The organism is Paracoccus endophyticus, assembly GCF_003286075.1.
GTDB classification, from domain to species: Bacteria; Pseudomonadota; Alphaproteobacteria; order Rhodobacterales; family Rhodobacteraceae; genus Paracoccus; species Paracoccus endophyticus.
In genome coordinates, this window is record NZ_QLUV01000001.1 from 198,988 (window position 1) to 215,217 (window position 16,230).

Genomic DNA, 16,230 nt, shown 5'->3' on the forward strand with positions numbered 1-16,230 from the left:
CGTTCTCGTCAGGGCGTCCTAGCAGCATTCCCTTTTCGTTCGGTTAAGGCCTCAGCGCAGAATGGGGATGGCCCCCGCCGTTTCGCCATTGCCCGTTTCGCCATTGCCCGTTCCCCCATCCGCCGGCGTCGTGGCGAGCGCCGCGAAATCGAACAGCGCCGGGTCAGGCAGGTGCGAGGGGCGCACATTGGTCAGCGCCCGGAACATCACCTGACGCCGGCCGGGGCTGCGGGCCTCCCACTCGTCCAGCAGCTTCTTCACCTGCATCCGTTGCAGGCCTTCCTGGCTGCCGCACAGGTCGCAGGGAATCACCGGATAGGCCATCGCGCGGGCAAAGCGGTCGCAGTCGGCCTCGGCGACAAAGGCCAGCGGGCGCAGCACGGTCAGGTCGCCGTCCTCGTTCACCAGCTTGGGCGGCATGGTCGCCAGCCGGCCGCCGTGGAACAGGTTCATGAAAAAGGTTTCCAGGATGTCGTCGCGGTGATGGCCAAGAACCACCGCGCGGCAGCCTTCCTCGCGCGCGATGCGGTACAGGTTGCCGCGCCGCAGGCGGGAACACAGGCTGCAATAGGTGCGCCCCTCGGGGACCTTGGCCTTCACGATGGAATAGGTGTCCTGATAGTCGATCCGGTGCGGCACCCCGCGGTCGGTCAGGAACGCGGGCAGCACCGTCGCCGGAAAGCCCGGCTGGCCCTGGTCGAGGTTGCAGGCGAGCAGATCGACCGGCAGCAGCCCGCGCCATTTCAGCTCGTGCAGCACGGCCAGCAGCGTATAGCTGTCCTTGCCGCCCGACAGGCAGACCAGCCAGCGGTCGCCGGGGGCGATCATGTGATAGGTGTCGATCGCGGCGCGCACCTCGCGCACCAGGCGCTTGCGCAGCTTGCGAAACTCGGTCGAGGACGGGGCGCCGCGGAACAGCGGGTGGATCTCTGCGGTCGCGGCGTCGTCGTCGGGATCGTCCAGCATCTCGATGTCCTTTGCAGGCGTCACGGCGCAAGCCCCGTAGCGCGGAAGACGAACGCCAGCAGGGCGATCAGCGCCACCGCGGCGGCCAGCGTCAGGACGAGGCCCGCCACCACCCGGCGGGGGCGGCGGCTCATCGTCCGCTCGCCTTGTCGCGGGGCGGCACCGGGTCATAGCCCGATCCGCCCCAGGGATGACAGCGCCCGATCCGGCGCAGCATCAGCGCCGTGCCGCGCACCGCCCCGTGACGCTCCAGCGCCTCGAGCGCATAGGCCGAGCAGGTGGGCTGGAACCGGCAGCCGTGCCCGATCCAGGGGCTGAGCAGAAGGCGATAGCCCCGGACCGGCAGCGCCACGATACGCGCCAGGGGCGTCATGCGCGCCCCCGCCGGGCTGCGGGTGGACGGCTGCGGGTCGCGTCGTCGGCGTGGACCCGCGACAGCGCCTGCGCCAGATCCTCGCGCAGGGCGGCGAAGTCGCGGCTGGCCGTGGCCTCGGGGCGGCCGACCAGCACATAATCCCAGCCGGGGCGGCCCGCGCGGGGCAGGATCTCGCGCGCCAGCGCCCTCAGGCGCCGCTTGGCGCGGTTGCGCGCGACGGCGTTGCCCAGCTTCTTGGAACAGGTGAATCCCACCCGCAGCGCGGCGGGTCCCGCAGCCTCGCCCGGCGCGCGCGGGCGGGCCTGCAGCAGGAAACCGGCCGTGCCCTGCCGGCGGGCCGAGGCCGCGCGCAGGAAATCGGCCCGCTTTTGCAGGATGGTCAGCGCGACACGCGGCGGTGCGGCCGCCGGCAACGACAAAGACCCGGCCGGGCCCGCGTCGGGGCCGGTCGGGTCGGTCTGCGGCAGGATCGACGTGCCGGCCATGGGGCCAGCCAGGACTGCGACCCGATCCGACGGGATCAGGCCGACAGAACCTTGCGGCCCTTGGCCCGGCGGGCGTTCAGGACGCGGCGGCCGCCCTTGGTGGCCATGCGGGCACGGAAACCGTGCCGACGCGCGCGAACCAGGTTCGACGGCTGGAATGTGCGTTTCATCGTCTTGCTCCGTGACGTGCGCGCAGGGTATGGGCAGACAGCCCACCGCAAACGCGCCGGTGATGCGAAGCCAGCCCATTAGGCGCACGATCCGGCCGAGTCAACCGCCTCGTGGGGGCGGCGGCATCGAAGGGCGCGCATAGATCGGCGCGCGCAGGATCGTGGCAGGGAACCGGCACCTGTTCACGTTTGTTTGAACAGACCAAGCCGGTCGGCCCGCCGCGTTTCCCGGCGGGCGGCAGTGCGGCGATACGGGACGTCATGAACTTCAACACCCTCTCTGGCCGCTTCGCTTTCCTGACGGTCGTGTTCGTGCTGTTGGCCGAGGTGCTGATCCTCGTGCCGTCGGTCACGAACTATCGCCGCGACTATCTGGAAACGCGGCTGGAACGGGCGCAGATCGCCAGCCTTGCGCTGCTGGCGACGGACGAGTCGATCGCGGCCGAGCTGGAAAGCGAGCTGCTGGAGAACGCGGGCGTCTTCAACGTCGTGCTGCGCCGCGACGACATCCGGCAACTGGTGCTGTCGTCGCCCCTTCCGGGGCCGATCACCGCGACCGTGGACCTGCGCGACGCAAGCTACTGGACGGCCGTGCGCGACACCATGCACCGGCTGCGCAACCCTGCGCCCGAAATCATCCGGGTGATCGGCGCGCCGGTCCGCCAGGGGGGCCAGCTGATCGAGATCACGATGGACACGGCCCCGATGCGCGCTGCCATGATCGAGTTCGCGCTGCGGCTGCTGGCGCTGTCGGCGGCGTTTTCCGTGCTGACCGCGCTGCTGCTGAACCTGGCCGCCCAGCGGCTGATCGTGCGCCCGATCCGCCGCGTCATCGGCCATATGACCGCCTATGCCGCGGCCCCCGACGACGCGCGCACCATCATCAGCCCCGCGGCCTCGATGGCCGAGGTCCGGGCGGCCGAGACCGCGCTGGCGGCCATGCAGCGCACCGTCACCGCCTCGCTGAAACAGCGCGAGCGGCTGGCCCAGCTGGGGCAGGCGGTGGCCAAGATCAGCCACGACCTGCGCAACATGCTGACCACGGGGCAGATCCTGGCCGACCGGCTGGAATCCAGCGCCGATCCGGCGGTGCGGCGCGCGGCGCCCAAGCTCGTCGGCTCGATCAGCCGCGCCGTGAACCTGTGCGAGACGACGCTGGCCTTCGGCAAGGCCGAGGAGGCGCCGCCCGCGCTGTCGCTGTTCCACCTGTCGCCGCTGGTCGCCGACGTGATCGAGGCCGAGCAGCTGGCCGCCGAGGCCGCCGATTCCGACGCGCGGGTCGAGTTCATCACCGACATTCCCGCCGGCCTGACCATCCGCGCCGACCGCGACCAGCTGTACCGGGTGCTGGCGAACCTGTCGCGCAACGCCCGCCAGGCGATCGCGGCCACCCGCCGGCCGGGCACCATCGAGATCGGCGCCGGCGAGGACGAGGCGCACTGGTGGCTGCGCGTCGGCGACACCGGCCCCGGCCTGCCGCAGAAGGCGCTGGACAACCTGTTCAAGCCGTTCACCGGCGGCATCCGCAAGGGCGGCACTGGCCTGGGCCTGGCCATCGCCGCCGACCTGGTGCGCGCCCACAACGGCCGGCTGGAGCTGGTCCGCACCGGAGACGACGGGACCGAGTTCATGGTCCACCTGCCCCGCGGCATGGCCGCCTGATCCTGCGGCGGCGGCGTTCGCCGGGACCGCGACTTTTCCCCTTGCGGTCGTGGGGCGTCTTGGATAGTTAGCCGCCCTACGATGGACCCGTAGCTCAGCTGGATAGAGCACCAGACTACGAATCTGGGGGTCGGGCGTTCGAATCGCTCCGGGTCCGCCATCTCTTCCCCCTGTCCTTGCGCTGCCTGTCCGGCGCCGCCCCTCGGGCGGGCGGTTGCGGGCCGGGATGTCGGTCGCGCGCGGCACCGGCCCGTTGTCCCGGCGCGGACGGCGCGGCAGGTTGGCGGCCCTGGCACACCATCGGAAGGGTCCACCATGACCACGCACAGCGCCCGTCACGACCCGCCTGCCCCCATCCCGGCCCGGCCCCGCCACGGACGGCGTGGGGCGTTCGCACCGGATGCCGTGGCCCGGGCCGGCACGACGCACCCGCGGGCCGCGCGATGAGCGCGCCGATGCGCGACCATCGGCTGGGGGTTGCTGCGGTCCTGTTCGCGGCGCTGGTCTGGGGCACCACGGGCACCGCGGCGACGTTCGCGCCCTCGGTCGGGGCTGCCGCCATCGGGGCCGCCGCCATGGGCCTTGGCGGGTTGATGCAGGCGGCGTGGGCGGGCCGAGGCATCCGGGACAGCCTGCCCCGTCTGGCCCAGTTGCGTGGGCTGGTCCTGCTGGGCGGGGTGGCCGTCGCCGTGTATCCGCTGGCGTTCTATGGCGCGATGCGGCTGGCCGGCGTCACTATCGGCACCGTGGTCACGATCGGGTCCGCCCCCCTGCTGTCGGCGTTGATCGAGGTGCTGTTCGACCGGTCGCGCCTGTCCGCCCGCTGGGTGGCGGGGGCGCTGATCGGCCTGTCGGGCCTGCTGCTGCTGGTGGCGTCCCAAGGCGGCGCGCCGCCCGGCGGGGCGGCCGGTCCCGCGGCGACCCGGGGCATCCTTCTGGGGCTGCTGGGCGGGTTCACCTATGCGCTGTATTCCTGGACCGCGCGCCGGGTCATGCTGCGCGGGGTGCGGTCCGACGTGGCGATGGGGGCGACCTTCGGCGTGGGCGGGCTGCTGCTGCTGCCCGTGCTGCTGGCCACCGGGGCGCCGTTCCTGCTGTCGTGGACCAATGCGGCGGTGGGCCTCTACATGGCGGTGGTGCCGATGTTTCTGGGCTATCTCAGCTTCGGCTTCGGCCTTGCGCGCATTCCGGCAAGCACGGCGACCACCCTGTCGCTGATCGAGCCGGCGGTGGCCGCGGTGCTGGCCGTTCTGATCGTCGGCGAACGGCTCAGCGTGCCGGGGTGGCTGGGCGTCGGCCTGATCGTGTCCTGCCTTGCGGTCGTCACCGCGCGGGTCCCGCCGCCCTGGCTTTGGGCGAGGTTCGCGGCCCGGCGATGATCCCCGCCGGCGCCGGGCGCATCGGCGCGGCCAGAGGGGCCGCGGCGGGTCCGATCCGCCGCGGGTGCGCCGACGGCGGCCCAGGGGCTGGGCGGCCGGCAGGCAAGGGGCCCGGCCTAGTCCCTGGCCGTCTTGGGCACCGGCATGGGGGGCGTGCCGTAAAGGCGCGGATCGACCGGGCCCAGCGCGCCCACATCCTCGGACAGGGGGCGGGGGTCGGCCAGATACTCGAACGCGCCCTTGCCGTCCGGCGTGGTCCCGGCGGCCCAGCGCCCCTGGCTGCTTTCCGTCCCGCCCGAGCAGTTCCAGAACTGATAGCTGACGCGCTGATCCTCAAGCGACTGCGGAAAGTTCGACGGGCATGGCGTCTCTTCCAGCCCGTCGGCCTGCAACTCCTCGATGGCGGCCAGCCACTGGTTCTGGTGCATGGTGTCGCGCGCGATCATGAAGGCCAGCATCCTCTTGACGCCCGGATCGCTGGTCAGGTTGAACAGGCGCGACACCTGCAGCCGTCCCTGGCTTTCGGCCGTCACGTTGAAGCGGAAATCGGCCAGCAGGTTGCCGCTGGCGATGGTGTATTTCGCGTTCCACGGATAGCCCACGCTGTCGGCCGGCATCGCCCCCGATCCCGACACGATCGCGTGCTGGGGGTTCATGCCGGCCATGATCACGTCCTCGATGCGCGATCCGCCCATCACCGCGCCGACCAGGCTGTTGCGGGCCGCATCCTCCTGCGCCTCGACGGGCGAGTTCTCCAGCAGGCGCGCGATCATGGTGGCCAGCATCTCGACATGGGCGATCTCCTCGGTGCCGATGTCCATGATCATGTCCTTGTATTTGGCGGGGCCGCGGCAGTTCCAGCCCTGGAACAGATAGGTCATCATCACGCTGATCTCGCCCCACTGCCCGCCCAGAGGCTCTTGCAGCATCTTGGCAAACAGCGGGTCGGGCCGTTCCGGCCGTGCGTCGAATTGCAGATGGTTGGTGCGGAAGAACATGCGCAAGCTCCTTTGCCTTGCAGATCGGGATGTGCCGGCGGACGCGCGGGTGCGGCCGCGCAAAAAAGCGCGGCGCGTGCAAGGTCCCGCGCGGCCGTGACGACGACCCAACCCGCACAGGGCGCCAGGGTTGCGGCGGCTGACATGTGTTAAGGACGCCCCACCGCGGCGCAGCCCGGCCTTGTCCGCGAGCGACCGCCCCGCGGGCGGGGATCGCCCCGCACGGGCGTCCGTCCGGCCCTGCGCGCCGTCAGCTGCAGAACATGTGGCGCATGACGTGCAGCCCCGGCCCGGCCGGGGCCGGCGGGGCCAGCGTCTGTTCCATCGCCGCCGCGCCCGCGCGGCACCGCCGGTTCATCGCCGTGGGCGAAAAGTCGAACGCCTTGGCGCCGATTTCCCAGTCGCCGCCGTCATAGCCCAGGTGATGCACCGCGACCGCCACGCCGGCCTGTTGCAACGCAGGCGACAGCGTTTCGACCAGCCGTTCCAGCGCGTGGCGGCCCTGGGCCGCGAACAGCAGATCCTGCGACCTGCGGGCCACCGTGTCGGGCGACACCGCCCGCTGGGCGGTGGGCGGCCACAGGTCGATCGCCCAGCACAGCGTGTCGCGCGCCGGCGCCTCGCGGAACAGCGCCCGGATGGGCAGGTTGGCCGACAGGCCCGGATCGACCAGCAGCCGCCCGCCGATCTCGACCGGGGGGAACAGCACGGGCAAGGCGGTGGTGGCCATCAGGTGGTCCACGGTCAGCCGGGTCTCGGCGCTGTCGAAGACGACGTCCTCGGCCGTCTGCTGGTCCAGCGCGTTGACGATCAGCCGCGTGCCGCCATCGTTCAGCCGGTCAAAGTCGATCAGGTCCAGCAGCGCGCGGCGCATCGGTGCGGTCGAATGGATGTGGTCGTCGTCGGGGGCCAGCGGGTGCATGGCCCACAGTCCCGGCAGGGTGGGGCCGAACAGCCGCGGCCGCCCCCCCAGCAAGGCGCGCATGGCCGCGGCCTGCCGCAGCGCGCGCAGGTCGGACAGGGCCGACCTGTCCGTCGCGCGCTGCCAGAACGCGCCGATGCGGTCAGGGGCCGTCTCGGGCGGCCCCCCCAGCCACAGGCCCGCCATCACGGCGCCGATGGACGCGCCCGCGACGCGGCTGACCGGCACCCGCGCCCGCACCAGCGCCTCGATGGCGCCCATGTGGAATGATCCCAGGGCATTGCCGCCGGCAAGACAGACCCAATGGTCCGGGCTGGGATGGTGTGCCATCGTCGATCCTTGCGTGTTGATCCTGCACGGGCGCAACCCGCAAGGGGCGATCGGGTTCATTCGGGCGGGTCGGGATGGCGCCGGTGCGGTGCCGAGGCCGGGCCGCCGGGCGTCGGGCGCCGGCAGCCCCGCGGTGGCCTGCATGTTCTTTGCGCGATGGAACGCTTGAGGCTTTCCGTCGCACCCGGGATGCCACATATTCTGGTGCAAGTGTCAGATCGCAGAACGGTAGAGGTCGGATGGACGAACAGGGCAGTCGCAATGCCTCCGGCATCGTGGGATGGCGCCTGGTGGTGGATGCGCGGCTGGCGGACATCGCCGCCGGATTCGGTCTGGCGTCCCCGGCACTGGGCCGCGCCATGTCCGAGGCGGCGCTGTCGCCGGGCAAGCGGTTCCGCGCCATGGTGCTGCTGATCGCGGGCGAGGCGACGGGCGGCGTGACGCCCGCCCTGATCGACGCGGCCTGCGCGGTCGAACTGGTGCACACCGCCTCGCTCGTCTTCGACGACCTGCCCTGCATGGACGATGCGCAGGCACGGCGGGGCCGGCCCGCGACCCATGTGGTCCACGGCGAATCGCGCGCGATCCTGGCCGGGATCGCCCTTGTGACCGAGGCGATGCGGCTGTTGACCACGGCACGCGGCGCGGATGCCGAAACGCGCGTCCGGCTGGTCGCGGCCCTGTCCGGGGCGCTGGGCCCCGCGGGTCTGAGTGCGGGCCAGGACCTGGATCTGCACGCGGCCAAGAACGCCTCCGGCGTCCAGCGCGAGCAGGACCTGAAGACCGGCGCGCTGTTCACCGCCGGGTTCGAGATGCTGGGCGTGATCCAGCGGCTGGGCGCAGACGACTGCGCGACCCTGGCCGCGCTGAGCCGGACGCTGGGCCGGGCGTTCCAGTCCTATGACGACCTGCTGGACGTGCAGGCCGAGGCGGGCGCGCTGGGCAAGGACACCGGCCGCGACGTGCAGGCGGGCGGACCCGCGCGCGGCGTTCTGGCCGTGCGCAGCCTGCCGCAGGCGCAGGCGCATTACGACGGCCTGCGCGCCGAGGTCGAGGCCCTGCTGGGCCGCTGCGGCTTTGACAGCCTGTCGCTGTCGCGGCACATCGCCCAGGTCCTGCCGGTCCGCGCCAGCCGCGCCGCCTAGGCGCGGGGCCGGGTCCACAGCCCGTCGCGCGGGGCCGCGCGGGGCCTGGCGCGCGAAAGGCCCACATCCGCCAGCCCCCGCAGCGCAAGCCCCGCCTTGGCCGTGCCCGAGGTGCCGATGCGCTGGCGATAGGCCTGCGGCCCGCCGCGGCGGATGCGGGTGCCGATGGCGCGATAGATCCGCGCCGCCGCCGCGATCGACCAGGCGCAGCGGGCGGGCAGCGCAGGCAGGCCGGCAAAGGCGGAGGCATAGTAAGGCTCGGCCGCATCCAGCAGGCGCAGGATGACGGCGTAAAGCGCGGGCGAGGGGATGTCGCCCTCGACGGTCGCCCCGGCCTCCTCCAGCCAGTCGCCGGGCAGATAGACGCGCCCGATCCGGGCGTCGTCGATCACGTCGCGGGCGATGTTGGTCAACTGGAACGCCAGACCCAGGTCGCAGGCCCGGTCCAGCACGCCTGGGTCGCGCACGCCCATGACGCGGGCCATCATCACACCCACGACCCCCGCGACGTGATAGCTGTAGTCGAGCGTGTCGTTCAGCGTGCGGTAATTCCGCCCCGCCACGTCCATCGCAAACCCGTCGATCAGGTCCAGCGGCCAGCGGTCGGGGAAATCGTGCCGCCGCGCCACGGCCCGCAGCGCGGCGAAGGGCGGGCTGAGCGGCCCGGTCCCATGCAGCGCCTCCAGCGTCTCGGCCTTGAGGCGCGCAAGCCGCTCGGCCGGGTCGCCCTGCGCTGCGGGCGCGCTGCCAAGCTCCTGCCCGTCCACCACGTCATCGGCGTGGCGGCACCAGGCATACAGCATCACCGTATCCTCGCGGATGCCCGCCGGCATCAGCTTGGCCGCCGCCGCAAAGCTTTGCGAGCCCGCCGCGATGGCGGCCTGCGATTCGGCGACAGGCACCGTCATGCCGCGCCCGCGTCGGCCAGCATCACGCCGGCCGTGGCCTTGGCCGACCCCACGACGCCGGGGATGCCGGCGCCCGGATGGGTGCCCGCGCCCACGATGTAGAAGTTGCGGATGCTGCGGTCGCGGTTGTGGGGGCGGAACCAGGCGGATTGCCGCAGGATCGGTTCCACCGAAAAGGCGCTGCCGTGATGGGCGTTCAGTTCCGACGCGAAATCGGCCGGCGAGAAGATGCGCTTGACCCGCAGGTTGGCGCGCAAACCGGGGATCAGCCGGTCTTCCAGGCTGGCCAGGATGCGGTCGGCATAGGCCTCGCCGTCCGCCGCCCAGTCGATCGCCGCGCGGCCCAGATGCGGCACGGGCGCCAGCACGTAATGCGTGGACATGCCGGGCGGCGCGAGGCTGTCGTCGGTGACGCTGGGCGAATGAAGGTAGAGCGAGAAGTCCTCGGCCAGCTTCGGACCGCGGAAGATCTCGTTCACCAGCGCGCGATAGCGGGGGCCGAACAGGATCGTGTGGTGGGCCAGCCCCTCGGGGCGCTGCGACAGGCCGAAATGGATCACGAACAGCGACATGGACCAGCGCTGGCGCTTGAGCAGCGCGGCCTTGGCCCGGCCCCGCCGGGTGCCGCCCAGCAGGTCGCGATAGCTGTGCATCACGTCCGCGTTGCTGGCGACCATGTCGGCGGTCAGGCGGGTGCCGTCGGCCAGCGTCACGCCAGTCGCGCGCGACCCGTCCGTCTCGATCCGCGCGACCTTGGCGTCCAGGCGCAGCGTGCCGCCCAGGCGTTCAAACAGCGCGACCATGCCCGACACCAGCGCATTGGTGCCCCCCTTGGCGAACCACACGCCGCCGCGCCGTTCCAGCGCGTGGATCAGCGCATAGATCGAACTGGTGGAAAACGGGTTGCCCCCCACCAGCAGCGTGTGAAACGAGAACGCCTGCCGCAGATGCGGGTCCTTGATGAAGCGCGCAACGATGCCGTGGACCGAGCGATAGGCCTCCAGCCTGACCAGCGCGGGCGCGGCCTGAAGCATCTGCCCCAGTTTCAGGAACGGAACCGTGCCCAGCCGGACATAGCCTTCCTGATAAACCTTTTCGGCATAGTCGTGGAACCGGCGATAGCCCTCCAGGTCGGCGGGGTTGAAGGCCGCGATCTCGCGTTCCAGCGCGTCGCCGTCGTTGACATAGTCGAAGCGTTTCCCGTCGGGCCAGAGCAGGCGATAGAACGGGTTGACCGGCAGCAGGGTCACGTCGCGGCTCATCTCCTGCCCCGACAGGGCCCAGAGTTCGCGCAGCGCATCGGGGTCGGTGATGACGGTGGGGCCCGCGTCGAAGACATGGCCCTCCTCGCGCCACACATAGGCGCGCCCGCCGGGCTTGTCGCGCCCTTCCAGCAGGGTGGTGGCAAGGCCCGCCGATTGCAGGCGAATGGCGAGCGCGAGCCCGCCGAAGCCCGCGCCGATGACGATGGCGGTGCGAGGAGAGGTCACGCGGTGTCCTTCAGCAGCGGCGCTTCGCGCAGGCAGGGCCAGGCGTCGCGCAGGGGAATGGGCGGCTTGCCGGAGACGATCCGCAGCCGGTCGAGGGGCGTCAGCCGCCCGGCATAGAAGCGTTCGATCAGCGGCTCGGGCAGGCGATAGAAGCGGGACAGGACACGGTGGCGTTCCCCGGGCGCGCAGCCGCGGAACAGCATCCGGTTCAGCAGGCGCAGGAAGCGGTCGTCCGCCGCGCGGGCCAGCGCATGCGCGCGCACGGCGGCAAAGACGGCGGCGGTGGTGGGCTCAGTGGCGGCGACCACGTCCGCCACCCGCGCGGCGACCGGCAGGGAATAGCCGGTGACGGGATGGAACAGGCCCGCGCGCAGTCCGACGGGCACGGCCCCGCCCCGCGCGTCGGCCCACAGGCCACGGGCGTCATGGGCCAGCGCGATGGGCAGGACGCCCCGCTCGCGCCGAACCTCGCGGCTGGTCCAGCCCTTGTCCCTAGCATAACCGGCGATGGCGCGGGCCAGCGCCGCCTCGTCCAGCGCCGCGCCGTCGCTGTAGCGGGTGTCCTCGACCAGCAGGCGCGTGGGGGAAAAGGGCAGCAGATAGACGAAGCGATAGCCGTCCTGCTGGGGCACGGTCGCGTCCATGATCAGCGGGCGGGTGACGCCGTGCGGGGCGTCCATCTCGAACTCCAGCCCGACGAACTTCTGGTAGCCGGTGACGAGATGGCGCGAGGGCGCTGCGCCGCGCCCGTCGATGACACAGGGGGCCTCGATCCGCTCGGCCCCAAGGGTCGCGCTGCCCGCGTCCAGCGCGGTGATCGCGGCATTCCAGCGCAAGGTGACGCCGGGCGTGTCCGCGAGAAGCCGTGCCAGCCCCGCGCCGCTGACCGAGGCATAGCCCGCGCGCAAGGCGCGGGCGTGGTCGGGAAAGCGCACCTCCTGCCCGTCCCAGCGGCAGCGGATCGCCGGGGCAAGGCGGCGGTGCCAGGCCAGCCGCAGGTCGGGGTCGTGAAAGGACCAGGTGTGCGCGTCGGACGGGCCGGCTGCGCGGTCGAGCATCAGGATGCGCGTGCCGGGCCGCGCCTCGGCCACGGCCAGCGCAATCAGGGCGTTGGCAAGGCCCGCGCCTGCAAGGATCAGGTCGGGCCTCATGCGGCGGCCCGATGCGACAGGCGCGCCTCGACCAGGTCGGCGGCGCGGGCGACGCCGCCGGCCGCGGCGATCTCGGCGGCCGGGGTGGCAAGCGCCGCGCGATACGAGGGATCGGACAGCACCGCCGCCAGCGCCTCGCGGATCGCGGCGCGGGTGGCGCGGCGCGGGGGCAGGACGCGGGCCGCGCCATGAAAGGCCAGACGCGCGGCGGTGGCGGGCTGCTCGAACGCCAGCGGGATCGCCAGCATCGGCACCTGCGCGGCCGCGCAATCCAGCACGGTGTTCATCCCGGCATGGGTCACGCAGGCGGCGGCCCGCGCAAGCACCGCGCGCTGGGGGAAGAAATCGCGGATGATGGCGCGGCCGGGCAGCGCCGCTGCCTCGGCGTGGGTCAGCCCACCGCAATGGGCCAGCGCCAGGCAGACATTCAGGTCGTCCGCCGCCCCTGCGATGGCGGCCAGCAAGCGCCGCCGCCCGCCCTGCAACGTGCCCAGCGAGGCAAAGACCAGCGGCCGGCCGCCGGTATCCAGCCTGAATGCGCCCGGCGCGCCGTCCCGCAGCGGCCCGACCGCCCGCGCCCCCGGCCCGGGCGCATGGGGGAAATCCAGCGAGGACACCATCTGCCGCAGGTCCAGGTCGGGCGAGATCCAGTCGTCGATCCGTTGCCGCACGGCCAGGCGGTGGTCGCGGCAGCCCTGCGCCAGCGCCCGCGATTGCAGCACCATCAGCGCGTCGGCCACGCGCCAGCCGCCGCGGTTGCGCCGCCTGCCCTCCTCTCCGGCAAGCCAGGGCCAGTCCACGAAGGGCGGCGGGATCGCCTCGTCCCGGTCCAGCGGCAGGGCCGAGGCCAGCGTCACGCGGGGGAGGCCCGCCGCCTCGGCCGCAAGGCTTGCGCCCGGCTCGGCCTGATCGGCGACGACAAGATCGGGGGCCATGCGGCCCAGCGCGTCCGGCCCCTGGCGGACAAAGCCGCGCGTCGCCGCTGCCGTGGCGCGCAGCGTGCGGATCAGCCCCGCCCCGCGCAGGTCGGGATCGCGGGTGCCCAGGCTGACAAAGCCCACCCGCTCGTGCGCCGCCAGCGGCTTCAGCCCCTCGCCGCCCAGCATGCGGCAATCGTGTCCGCGCGCCGCCAGCATCCGTGCCAGCACCCCGTGAACGGCGGCGTGGCTGGGCAGGGCGGGCAGGCAGAACGCGATGCGGGCCATGGGCGGCCTAGTCCTCGGCCCGGTCGGCGCGCCAGGCGTCGCGGTGCTGCGACTGCCGCTTTGCCAGCACGCCCGACGCCCTGAGCCGCGCCTTGAGGTCGTCCACCGGCGGCGCATAGACAAAGCCGAAGGACACGCAGTCGTCGCGCCCCTCGACCGCGTGATGCAGCCGGTGCGCCTGATACAGCCTGCGGAAATAGCCGCGGCGGGGCACATAGCGGAACGGCCAGCGCTGGTGCACCAGCCCGTCGTGGACGACGAAGTAGATCACGCCATAGACGCTCATCCCCACCGCGACCCACCACATCCACGGCCACCAGCGGCTGCCGATCACGAACAGCACGATCGACAGGGCCGCAAAGACCACGGCGTACAGGTCGTTCTTCTCGAACGGGCCGTGGCGATCCTCGTGGTGCGACTTGTGCCAGCCCCAGCCCAGGGGGCCGTGCATGATCCAGCGATGGACGGAATAGGCCACGCCCTCCATCAGCGCGACGGTCAGCACGACGATCAGCAGGGGGCCGAGGACGCTCATGCCCGGCGCCGGCGGGTCGAGGGCAGCCGCCACCAAGGGACCGAGGGGTGCAGGTGATGCTCGTGGTGATAGCCGCCGAAGTGAAAGCAGGTCAGCAGCGACAGCGGATCGCTGAGACGGGTGGACCGCGCGTTGTGGCGGTCGGGGAATGCGTCCTGGCCGGGCCGGTGCGGCAGCCAGGTGCCGAAGACGAACAGCTGCATGGACGCGAGGATCGAGGGGACCGCCCAGAACGCCACATAGGCCCAGCGCGGCCCCAGGATCAGCGCATAAAGGATGGTCGCGCCGCCCAGCACCCAGAACTCGCGCCAGCCGAAATAGGTGCGCACGAACTGCGCGTACCAGGTCACCGGCCCGCCCCGGCCAAAGTCGGGGTCGTCGTCGGTGCCCGCGTGCCGGTGATGGGCCATGTGCTTGACGATCAGCTTGCGCCAGGAAAAGCCGGCATAGAGCAGCAGCGACAGCGACCCGATGGCCCTGTTGAGGCGGGGATGGCCGGGCGCCACGGCCCCGTGCATGGCGTCATGCGCCACGATGAACAGGCCGACCGACAGCCAGGTCAGCCCGACAAGGCACAGCAGCGCCAGGCCGGGTGCTGCGGCGGCGTCCAGGCGCCAGACCGCAAGGGCGTGCAGGGCCAGCCACGCGCCGATCACGCCCACGGACAGCGCAAGGCCAGCCAGGGTGCCGGCACCGGGACGGCGGAACGCTTCGGGCATGCCGGTCTTACCTCGGTCGCTGTGTTTCGCCTGTTCCAATCTATGTCATCGCGCCCGCGGTTTCCAGACGAGGCGCCGGTTCGCCGAGGGTTGCCCCCTCGTCCAGTGGCGCCCGACGCAGGGCGGTCAGGTCGGCCGATCCGGTGCAGAACATCGCGATCCGAAGCTGTTCGATCACGCCGCCCAGATGCCCGGCCAGCGCCTCGGGCCCGCTTTGCGCGGCAGGCAGGGCGCCGGCCGCCTGCCCGGCCAGTTCCGCGCCCAGGCGGATCGCGCGCGCCACGTCCAGCCCGTGGCGCACCCCGCCCGAGGCGATCAGCGTCGTGCCCGGCCCCATCAGCGGCGCCATGCCGGCGACCGCCCGCGCGGTCGGGATGCCCCAGTCGAAGAACGGTGCGCCGATTTGCCGCAGCCGGTCGTCGCCGCGTTCCGCCTCGACCCGCGCCCAGCTTGTGCCGCCGACGCCCGCGACGTCCAGAATCACCACGCCTGCGTCCAGCAGCCGCCGTCCCACCGCCGCGGACAGTCCCGCCCCCACCTCCTTGACGCCCAGGGGCACCGGCAGGGCGCGGGCCAGCGCCTCGATCCGCGCCAGCAGGCCCGAAAAATCGCGGTCGCCGCCGGGCTGGATCGCCTCTTGCAGGGGGTTGAGGTGCAGCATCAGGCCGTCGGCCTCCAGCATCTCGACCGCGCGCCGCGCCTCGTCGGGCCCCATGCCGCGGTTCAGCTGCACCGCGCCCAGGTTGCCCAGGATCGGCACGTTCGGGGCCCGCGCGCGCAGTTCGCGCCCCAGCCCGCCCGCGCCCCGCCCCTCGATGGCGATGCGCTGCGATCCCACGGCCAGCGCCAGCCCCAGCGTGCCGCAGGCCTCGGCGATCGCCAGGTTGATCCGCGCCGCCTCGGCCGTGCCGCCGGTCATCGCCGACACCATCAGCGGCGCCGACAGCGCGCGCCCCAGGAACACGGTGCCGGTGTCGATGGCGTCAAAGGACAGTTCGGGCAGCGCGTCGTGGACAAAGCGCACAGCGTCGAACCCCGTGCCGCGCGTGCCCTGCACGCCGCGCCCGTCCGCGACGATCGCCAGATGCTCGGACTTCCGCTCGCCGATGCCGTCCATGCGTTCCCCGTTGCCCTAGTGCACACGATACGCGCGCACGAACCCCTGCACCACATGGTCAAGAAAGGCATCGCCGTCGAGCGGGTAGAGCGCGGCGCCCCCCAGTTGCGTCTGGTGCAGGGCGCCCATCAGCAGCGGCGAGGCCAGCGCCAGCGCGGCCATGCGGGTGTCCACGGCGCGCATCTCGCCGCGCGCGACATGCGCGTCCAGCCGTTCGGTCAGCGCGATCACGAACGGCTCGAACATGGTCTGGATGAACGCAGGCCCCAGCAGGTCGTCGCGTATCCCCTCGACCATGCCCATCGCCAGAACGCCGGCCACGCCATGCCGGGTCAGGACGGTCCAGGACAGCGCCGCCGCATCACGCACCGAGGTCGCGAAATCGGGGCCGGGCACGCGGGTCGCCTCGAACTGGCCCTGCCCGCGCTCGCCCGATTGCTCGAACACGGCCAGCACGATGTCGTTTCGCTTGCCGAAATAGTGGTTGAGGGTCGAGACGCTGCAATCCGCGGCCAAGGCCAGTTCGCGCAGGGTCGGGCGCATCGCACCCGGCTGAAGCAGGCGCGTCTTGATGCGGTCGAGCAACTCGGCCCGCCGCTGGTCAAAGCGTGCGTTGCGCGCCCCCTTCGTCCTCACTGCCCGTCTCCTCTGTCTGTCCCGGCGCGCCGGCCC

Annotated in this window: 17 protein-coding genes and 1 tRNA gene; 4 read left to right on the plus strand and 14 right to left on the minus strand. The window is 72.2% G+C overall.

The window, feature by feature from the left end:
- Positions 1–51: 51 nt before the first annotated feature.
- The 4 genes from ttcA to rpmH all read right to left on the minus strand — a co-directional run bounded on the left by ttcA (position 52) and on the right by rpmH (position 1,997).
- Positions 52–966, minus strand: a complete 915-nt coding sequence (ttcA, locus tag DPQ23_RS00990; RefSeq protein ID WP_240602366.1) for a tRNA 2-thiocytidine(32) synthetase TtcA — start codon at positions 964–966, stop codon at positions 52–54.
- A 130-nt stretch (positions 967–1,096) separates the two neighbouring features.
- Complete coding sequence (gene yidD, locus DPQ23_RS00995; RefSeq protein ID WP_112872812.1) at positions 1,097–1,339, minus strand: membrane protein insertion efficiency factor YidD; 243 nt, start codon at positions 1,337–1,339, stop codon at positions 1,097–1,099.
- On the minus strand, positions 1,336–1,827 hold the full coding sequence (gene rnpA, locus DPQ23_RS01000; RefSeq protein WP_112872813.1) for a ribonuclease P protein component: 492 nt from the start codon (positions 1,825–1,827) through the stop codon (positions 1,336–1,338). The genes yidD and rnpA overlap by 4 nt, the downstream gene beginning before the upstream one ends.
- A 35-nt stretch (positions 1,828–1,862) precedes the next feature.
- Positions 1,863–1,997, minus strand: a complete 135-nt coding sequence (gene rpmH / locus DPQ23_RS01005; protein WP_073061402.1) for a 50S ribosomal protein L34 — start codon at positions 1,995–1,997, stop codon at positions 1,863–1,865.
- A 261-nt stretch (positions 1,998–2,258) separates the two neighbouring features.
- Here rpmH and DPQ23_RS01010 point away from each other — a divergent pair, with 261 nt between their 5' ends.
- From DPQ23_RS01010 to DPQ23_RS01020, 3 genes are all read left to right on the plus strand, one after another.
- A complete protein-coding gene (locus tag DPQ23_RS01010) occupies positions 2,259–3,659 on the plus strand; it encodes a sensor histidine kinase (protein ID WP_112873291.1) in 1,401 nt (466 codons plus the stop codon).
- Between the two features lie 83 nt (positions 3,660–3,742).
- A tRNA-Arg gene (locus DPQ23_RS01015) sits at positions 3,743–3,819 on the plus strand.
- A gap of 295 nt (positions 3,820–4,114) precedes the next feature.
- The gene (locus DPQ23_RS01020) at positions 4,115–5,038 is read left to right on the plus strand and encodes a DMT family transporter (RefSeq protein WP_162630592.1); all 924 of its coding nucleotides are present in this window, start codon (positions 4,115–4,117) and stop codon (positions 5,036–5,038) included.
- A gap of 116 nt (positions 5,039–5,154) precedes the next feature.
- Here the strand turns inward: DPQ23_RS01020 and DPQ23_RS01025 are convergent, their stop codons facing one another.
- Both DPQ23_RS01025 and DPQ23_RS01030 read right to left on the minus strand, forming a co-directional pair.
- A complete protein-coding gene (locus DPQ23_RS01025; RefSeq protein WP_112872815.1) occupies positions 5,155–6,036 on the minus strand; it encodes a manganese catalase in 882 nt (293 codons plus the stop codon).
- 250 nt (positions 6,037–6,286) lie between these two features.
- Complete coding sequence (locus tag DPQ23_RS01030) at positions 6,287–7,288, minus strand: patatin-like phospholipase family protein (RefSeq protein ID WP_162630593.1); 1,002 nt, start codon at positions 7,286–7,288, stop codon at positions 6,287–6,289.
- Positions 7,289–7,527: 239 nt separating this feature from the next.
- Here DPQ23_RS01030 and DPQ23_RS01035 point away from each other — a divergent pair, with 239 nt between their 5' ends.
- The gene (locus DPQ23_RS01035; RefSeq protein WP_162630594.1) at positions 7,528–8,433 is read left to right on the plus strand and encodes a polyprenyl synthetase family protein; all 906 of its coding nucleotides are present in this window, start codon (positions 7,528–7,530) and stop codon (positions 8,431–8,433) included.
- Here DPQ23_RS01035 and DPQ23_RS01040 read toward each other — a convergent pair.
- The 8 genes from DPQ23_RS01040 to DPQ23_RS01075 are packed head-to-tail and all read right to left on the minus strand — an operon-like array spanning position 8,430 to position 16,194.
- Positions 8,430–9,341, minus strand: coding sequence for a phytoene/squalene synthase family protein (locus DPQ23_RS01040; RefSeq protein ID WP_112872817.1), 912 nt, complete (start codon positions 9,339–9,341; stop codon positions 8,430–8,432). The two genes, DPQ23_RS01035 and DPQ23_RS01040, sit on opposite strands and share 4 nt — an antisense overlap.
- Positions 9,338–10,831, minus strand: coding sequence for a phytoene desaturase (locus DPQ23_RS01045; protein ID WP_112872818.1), 1,494 nt, complete (start codon positions 10,829–10,831; stop codon positions 9,338–9,340). The genes DPQ23_RS01040 and DPQ23_RS01045 overlap by 4 nt, the downstream gene beginning before the upstream one ends.
- Positions 10,828–11,982 (minus strand): lycopene beta-cyclase CrtY, encoded by a 1,155-nt coding sequence (gene crtY, locus DPQ23_RS01050; protein WP_112872819.1) that lies wholly within the window; start codon positions 11,980–11,982, stop codon positions 10,828–10,830. The genes DPQ23_RS01045 and crtY overlap by 4 nt, the downstream gene beginning before the upstream one ends.
- A complete protein-coding gene (locus DPQ23_RS01055) occupies positions 11,979–13,187 on the minus strand; it encodes a glycosyltransferase (protein WP_112872820.1) in 1,209 nt (402 codons plus the stop codon). Before DPQ23_RS01055 ends, crtY begins: the two co-directional genes overlap by 4 nt.
- A gap of 7 nt (positions 13,188–13,194) precedes the next feature.
- Entirely contained in the window at positions 13,195–13,722 is a 528-nt protein-coding gene (locus tag DPQ23_RS01060; protein ID WP_112872821.1) for a sterol desaturase family protein, read from the minus strand.
- Positions 13,719–14,441 (minus strand): fatty acid desaturase, encoded by a 723-nt coding sequence (locus tag DPQ23_RS01065; RefSeq protein ID WP_112872822.1) that lies wholly within the window; start codon positions 14,439–14,441, stop codon positions 13,719–13,721. Before DPQ23_RS01065 ends, DPQ23_RS01060 begins: the two co-directional genes overlap by 4 nt.
- A gap of 40 nt (positions 14,442–14,481) precedes the next feature.
- The gene (fni, locus tag DPQ23_RS01070) at positions 14,482–15,558 is read right to left on the minus strand and encodes a type 2 isopentenyl-diphosphate Delta-isomerase (protein WP_112872823.1); all 1,077 of its coding nucleotides are present in this window, start codon (positions 15,556–15,558) and stop codon (positions 14,482–14,484) included.
- Positions 15,559–15,573: 15 nt separating this feature from the next.
- Positions 15,574–16,194 carry a TetR/AcrR family transcriptional regulator gene (locus DPQ23_RS01075; RefSeq protein ID WP_112872824.1) on the minus strand — a complete coding sequence of 207 codons (621 nt, stop codon included), beginning with the start codon at positions 16,192–16,194 and terminating at the stop codon, positions 15,574–15,576.
- Between the last annotated feature and the right edge of the window lie 36 nt (positions 16,195–16,230).

What these genes read in the sequence shown, in the direction of transcription:
- ttcA (WP_240602366.1), bottom strand. Translation starts at nt 966, where the DNA reads ATGCTGGACGATCCCGACGACGACGCCGCGACCGCAGAGATCCACCCG.
- yidD (WP_112872812.1), bottom strand. Translation starts at nt 1,339, where the DNA reads ATGACGCCCCTGGCGCGTATCGTGGCGCTGCCGGTCCGGGGCTATCGC.
- rnpA (WP_112872813.1), bottom strand. Translation starts at nt 1,827, where the DNA reads ATGGCCGGCACGTCGATCCTGCCGCAGACCGACCCGACCGGCCCCGAC.
- rpmH (WP_073061402.1), bottom strand. Translation starts at nt 1,997, where the DNA reads ATGAAACGCACATTCCAGCCGTCGAACCTGGTTCGCGCGCGTCGGCAC.
- DPQ23_RS01010 (WP_112873291.1), top strand. Translation starts at nt 2,259, where the DNA reads ATGAACTTCAACACCCTCTCTGGCCGCTTCGCTTTCCTGACGGTCGTG.
- DPQ23_RS01020 (WP_162630592.1), top strand. Translation starts at nt 4,115, where the DNA reads ATGCGCGACCATCGGCTGGGGGTTGCTGCGGTCCTGTTCGCGGCGCTG.
- DPQ23_RS01025 (WP_112872815.1), bottom strand. Translation starts at nt 6,036, where the DNA reads ATGTTCTTCCGCACCAACCATCTGCAATTCGACGCACGGCCGGAACGG.
- DPQ23_RS01030 (WP_162630593.1), bottom strand. Translation starts at nt 7,288, where the DNA reads ATGGCACACCATCCCAGCCCGGACCATTGGGTCTGTCTTGCCGGCGGC.
- DPQ23_RS01035 (WP_162630594.1), top strand. Translation starts at nt 7,528, where the DNA reads ATGGACGAACAGGGCAGTCGCAATGCCTCCGGCATCGTGGGATGGCGC.
- DPQ23_RS01040 (WP_112872817.1), bottom strand. Translation starts at nt 9,341, where the DNA reads ATGACGGTGCCTGTCGCCGAATCGCAGGCCGCCATCGCGGCGGGCTCG.
- crtY (WP_112872819.1), bottom strand. Translation starts at nt 11,982, where the DNA reads ATGAGGCCCGACCTGATCCTTGCAGGCGCGGGCCTTGCCAACGCCCTG.
- DPQ23_RS01055 (WP_112872820.1), bottom strand. Translation starts at nt 13,187, where the DNA reads ATGGCCCGCATCGCGTTCTGCCTGCCCGCCCTGCCCAGCCACGCCGCC.
- DPQ23_RS01060 (WP_112872821.1), bottom strand. Translation starts at nt 13,722, where the DNA reads ATGAGCGTCCTCGGCCCCCTGCTGATCGTCGTGCTGACCGTCGCGCTG.
- DPQ23_RS01065 (WP_112872822.1), bottom strand. Translation starts at nt 14,441, where the DNA reads ATGCCCGAAGCGTTCCGCCGTCCCGGTGCCGGCACCCTGGCTGGCCTT.
- fni (WP_112872823.1), bottom strand. Translation starts at nt 15,558, where the DNA reads ATGGACGGCATCGGCGAGCGGAAGTCCGAGCATCTGGCGATCGTCGCG.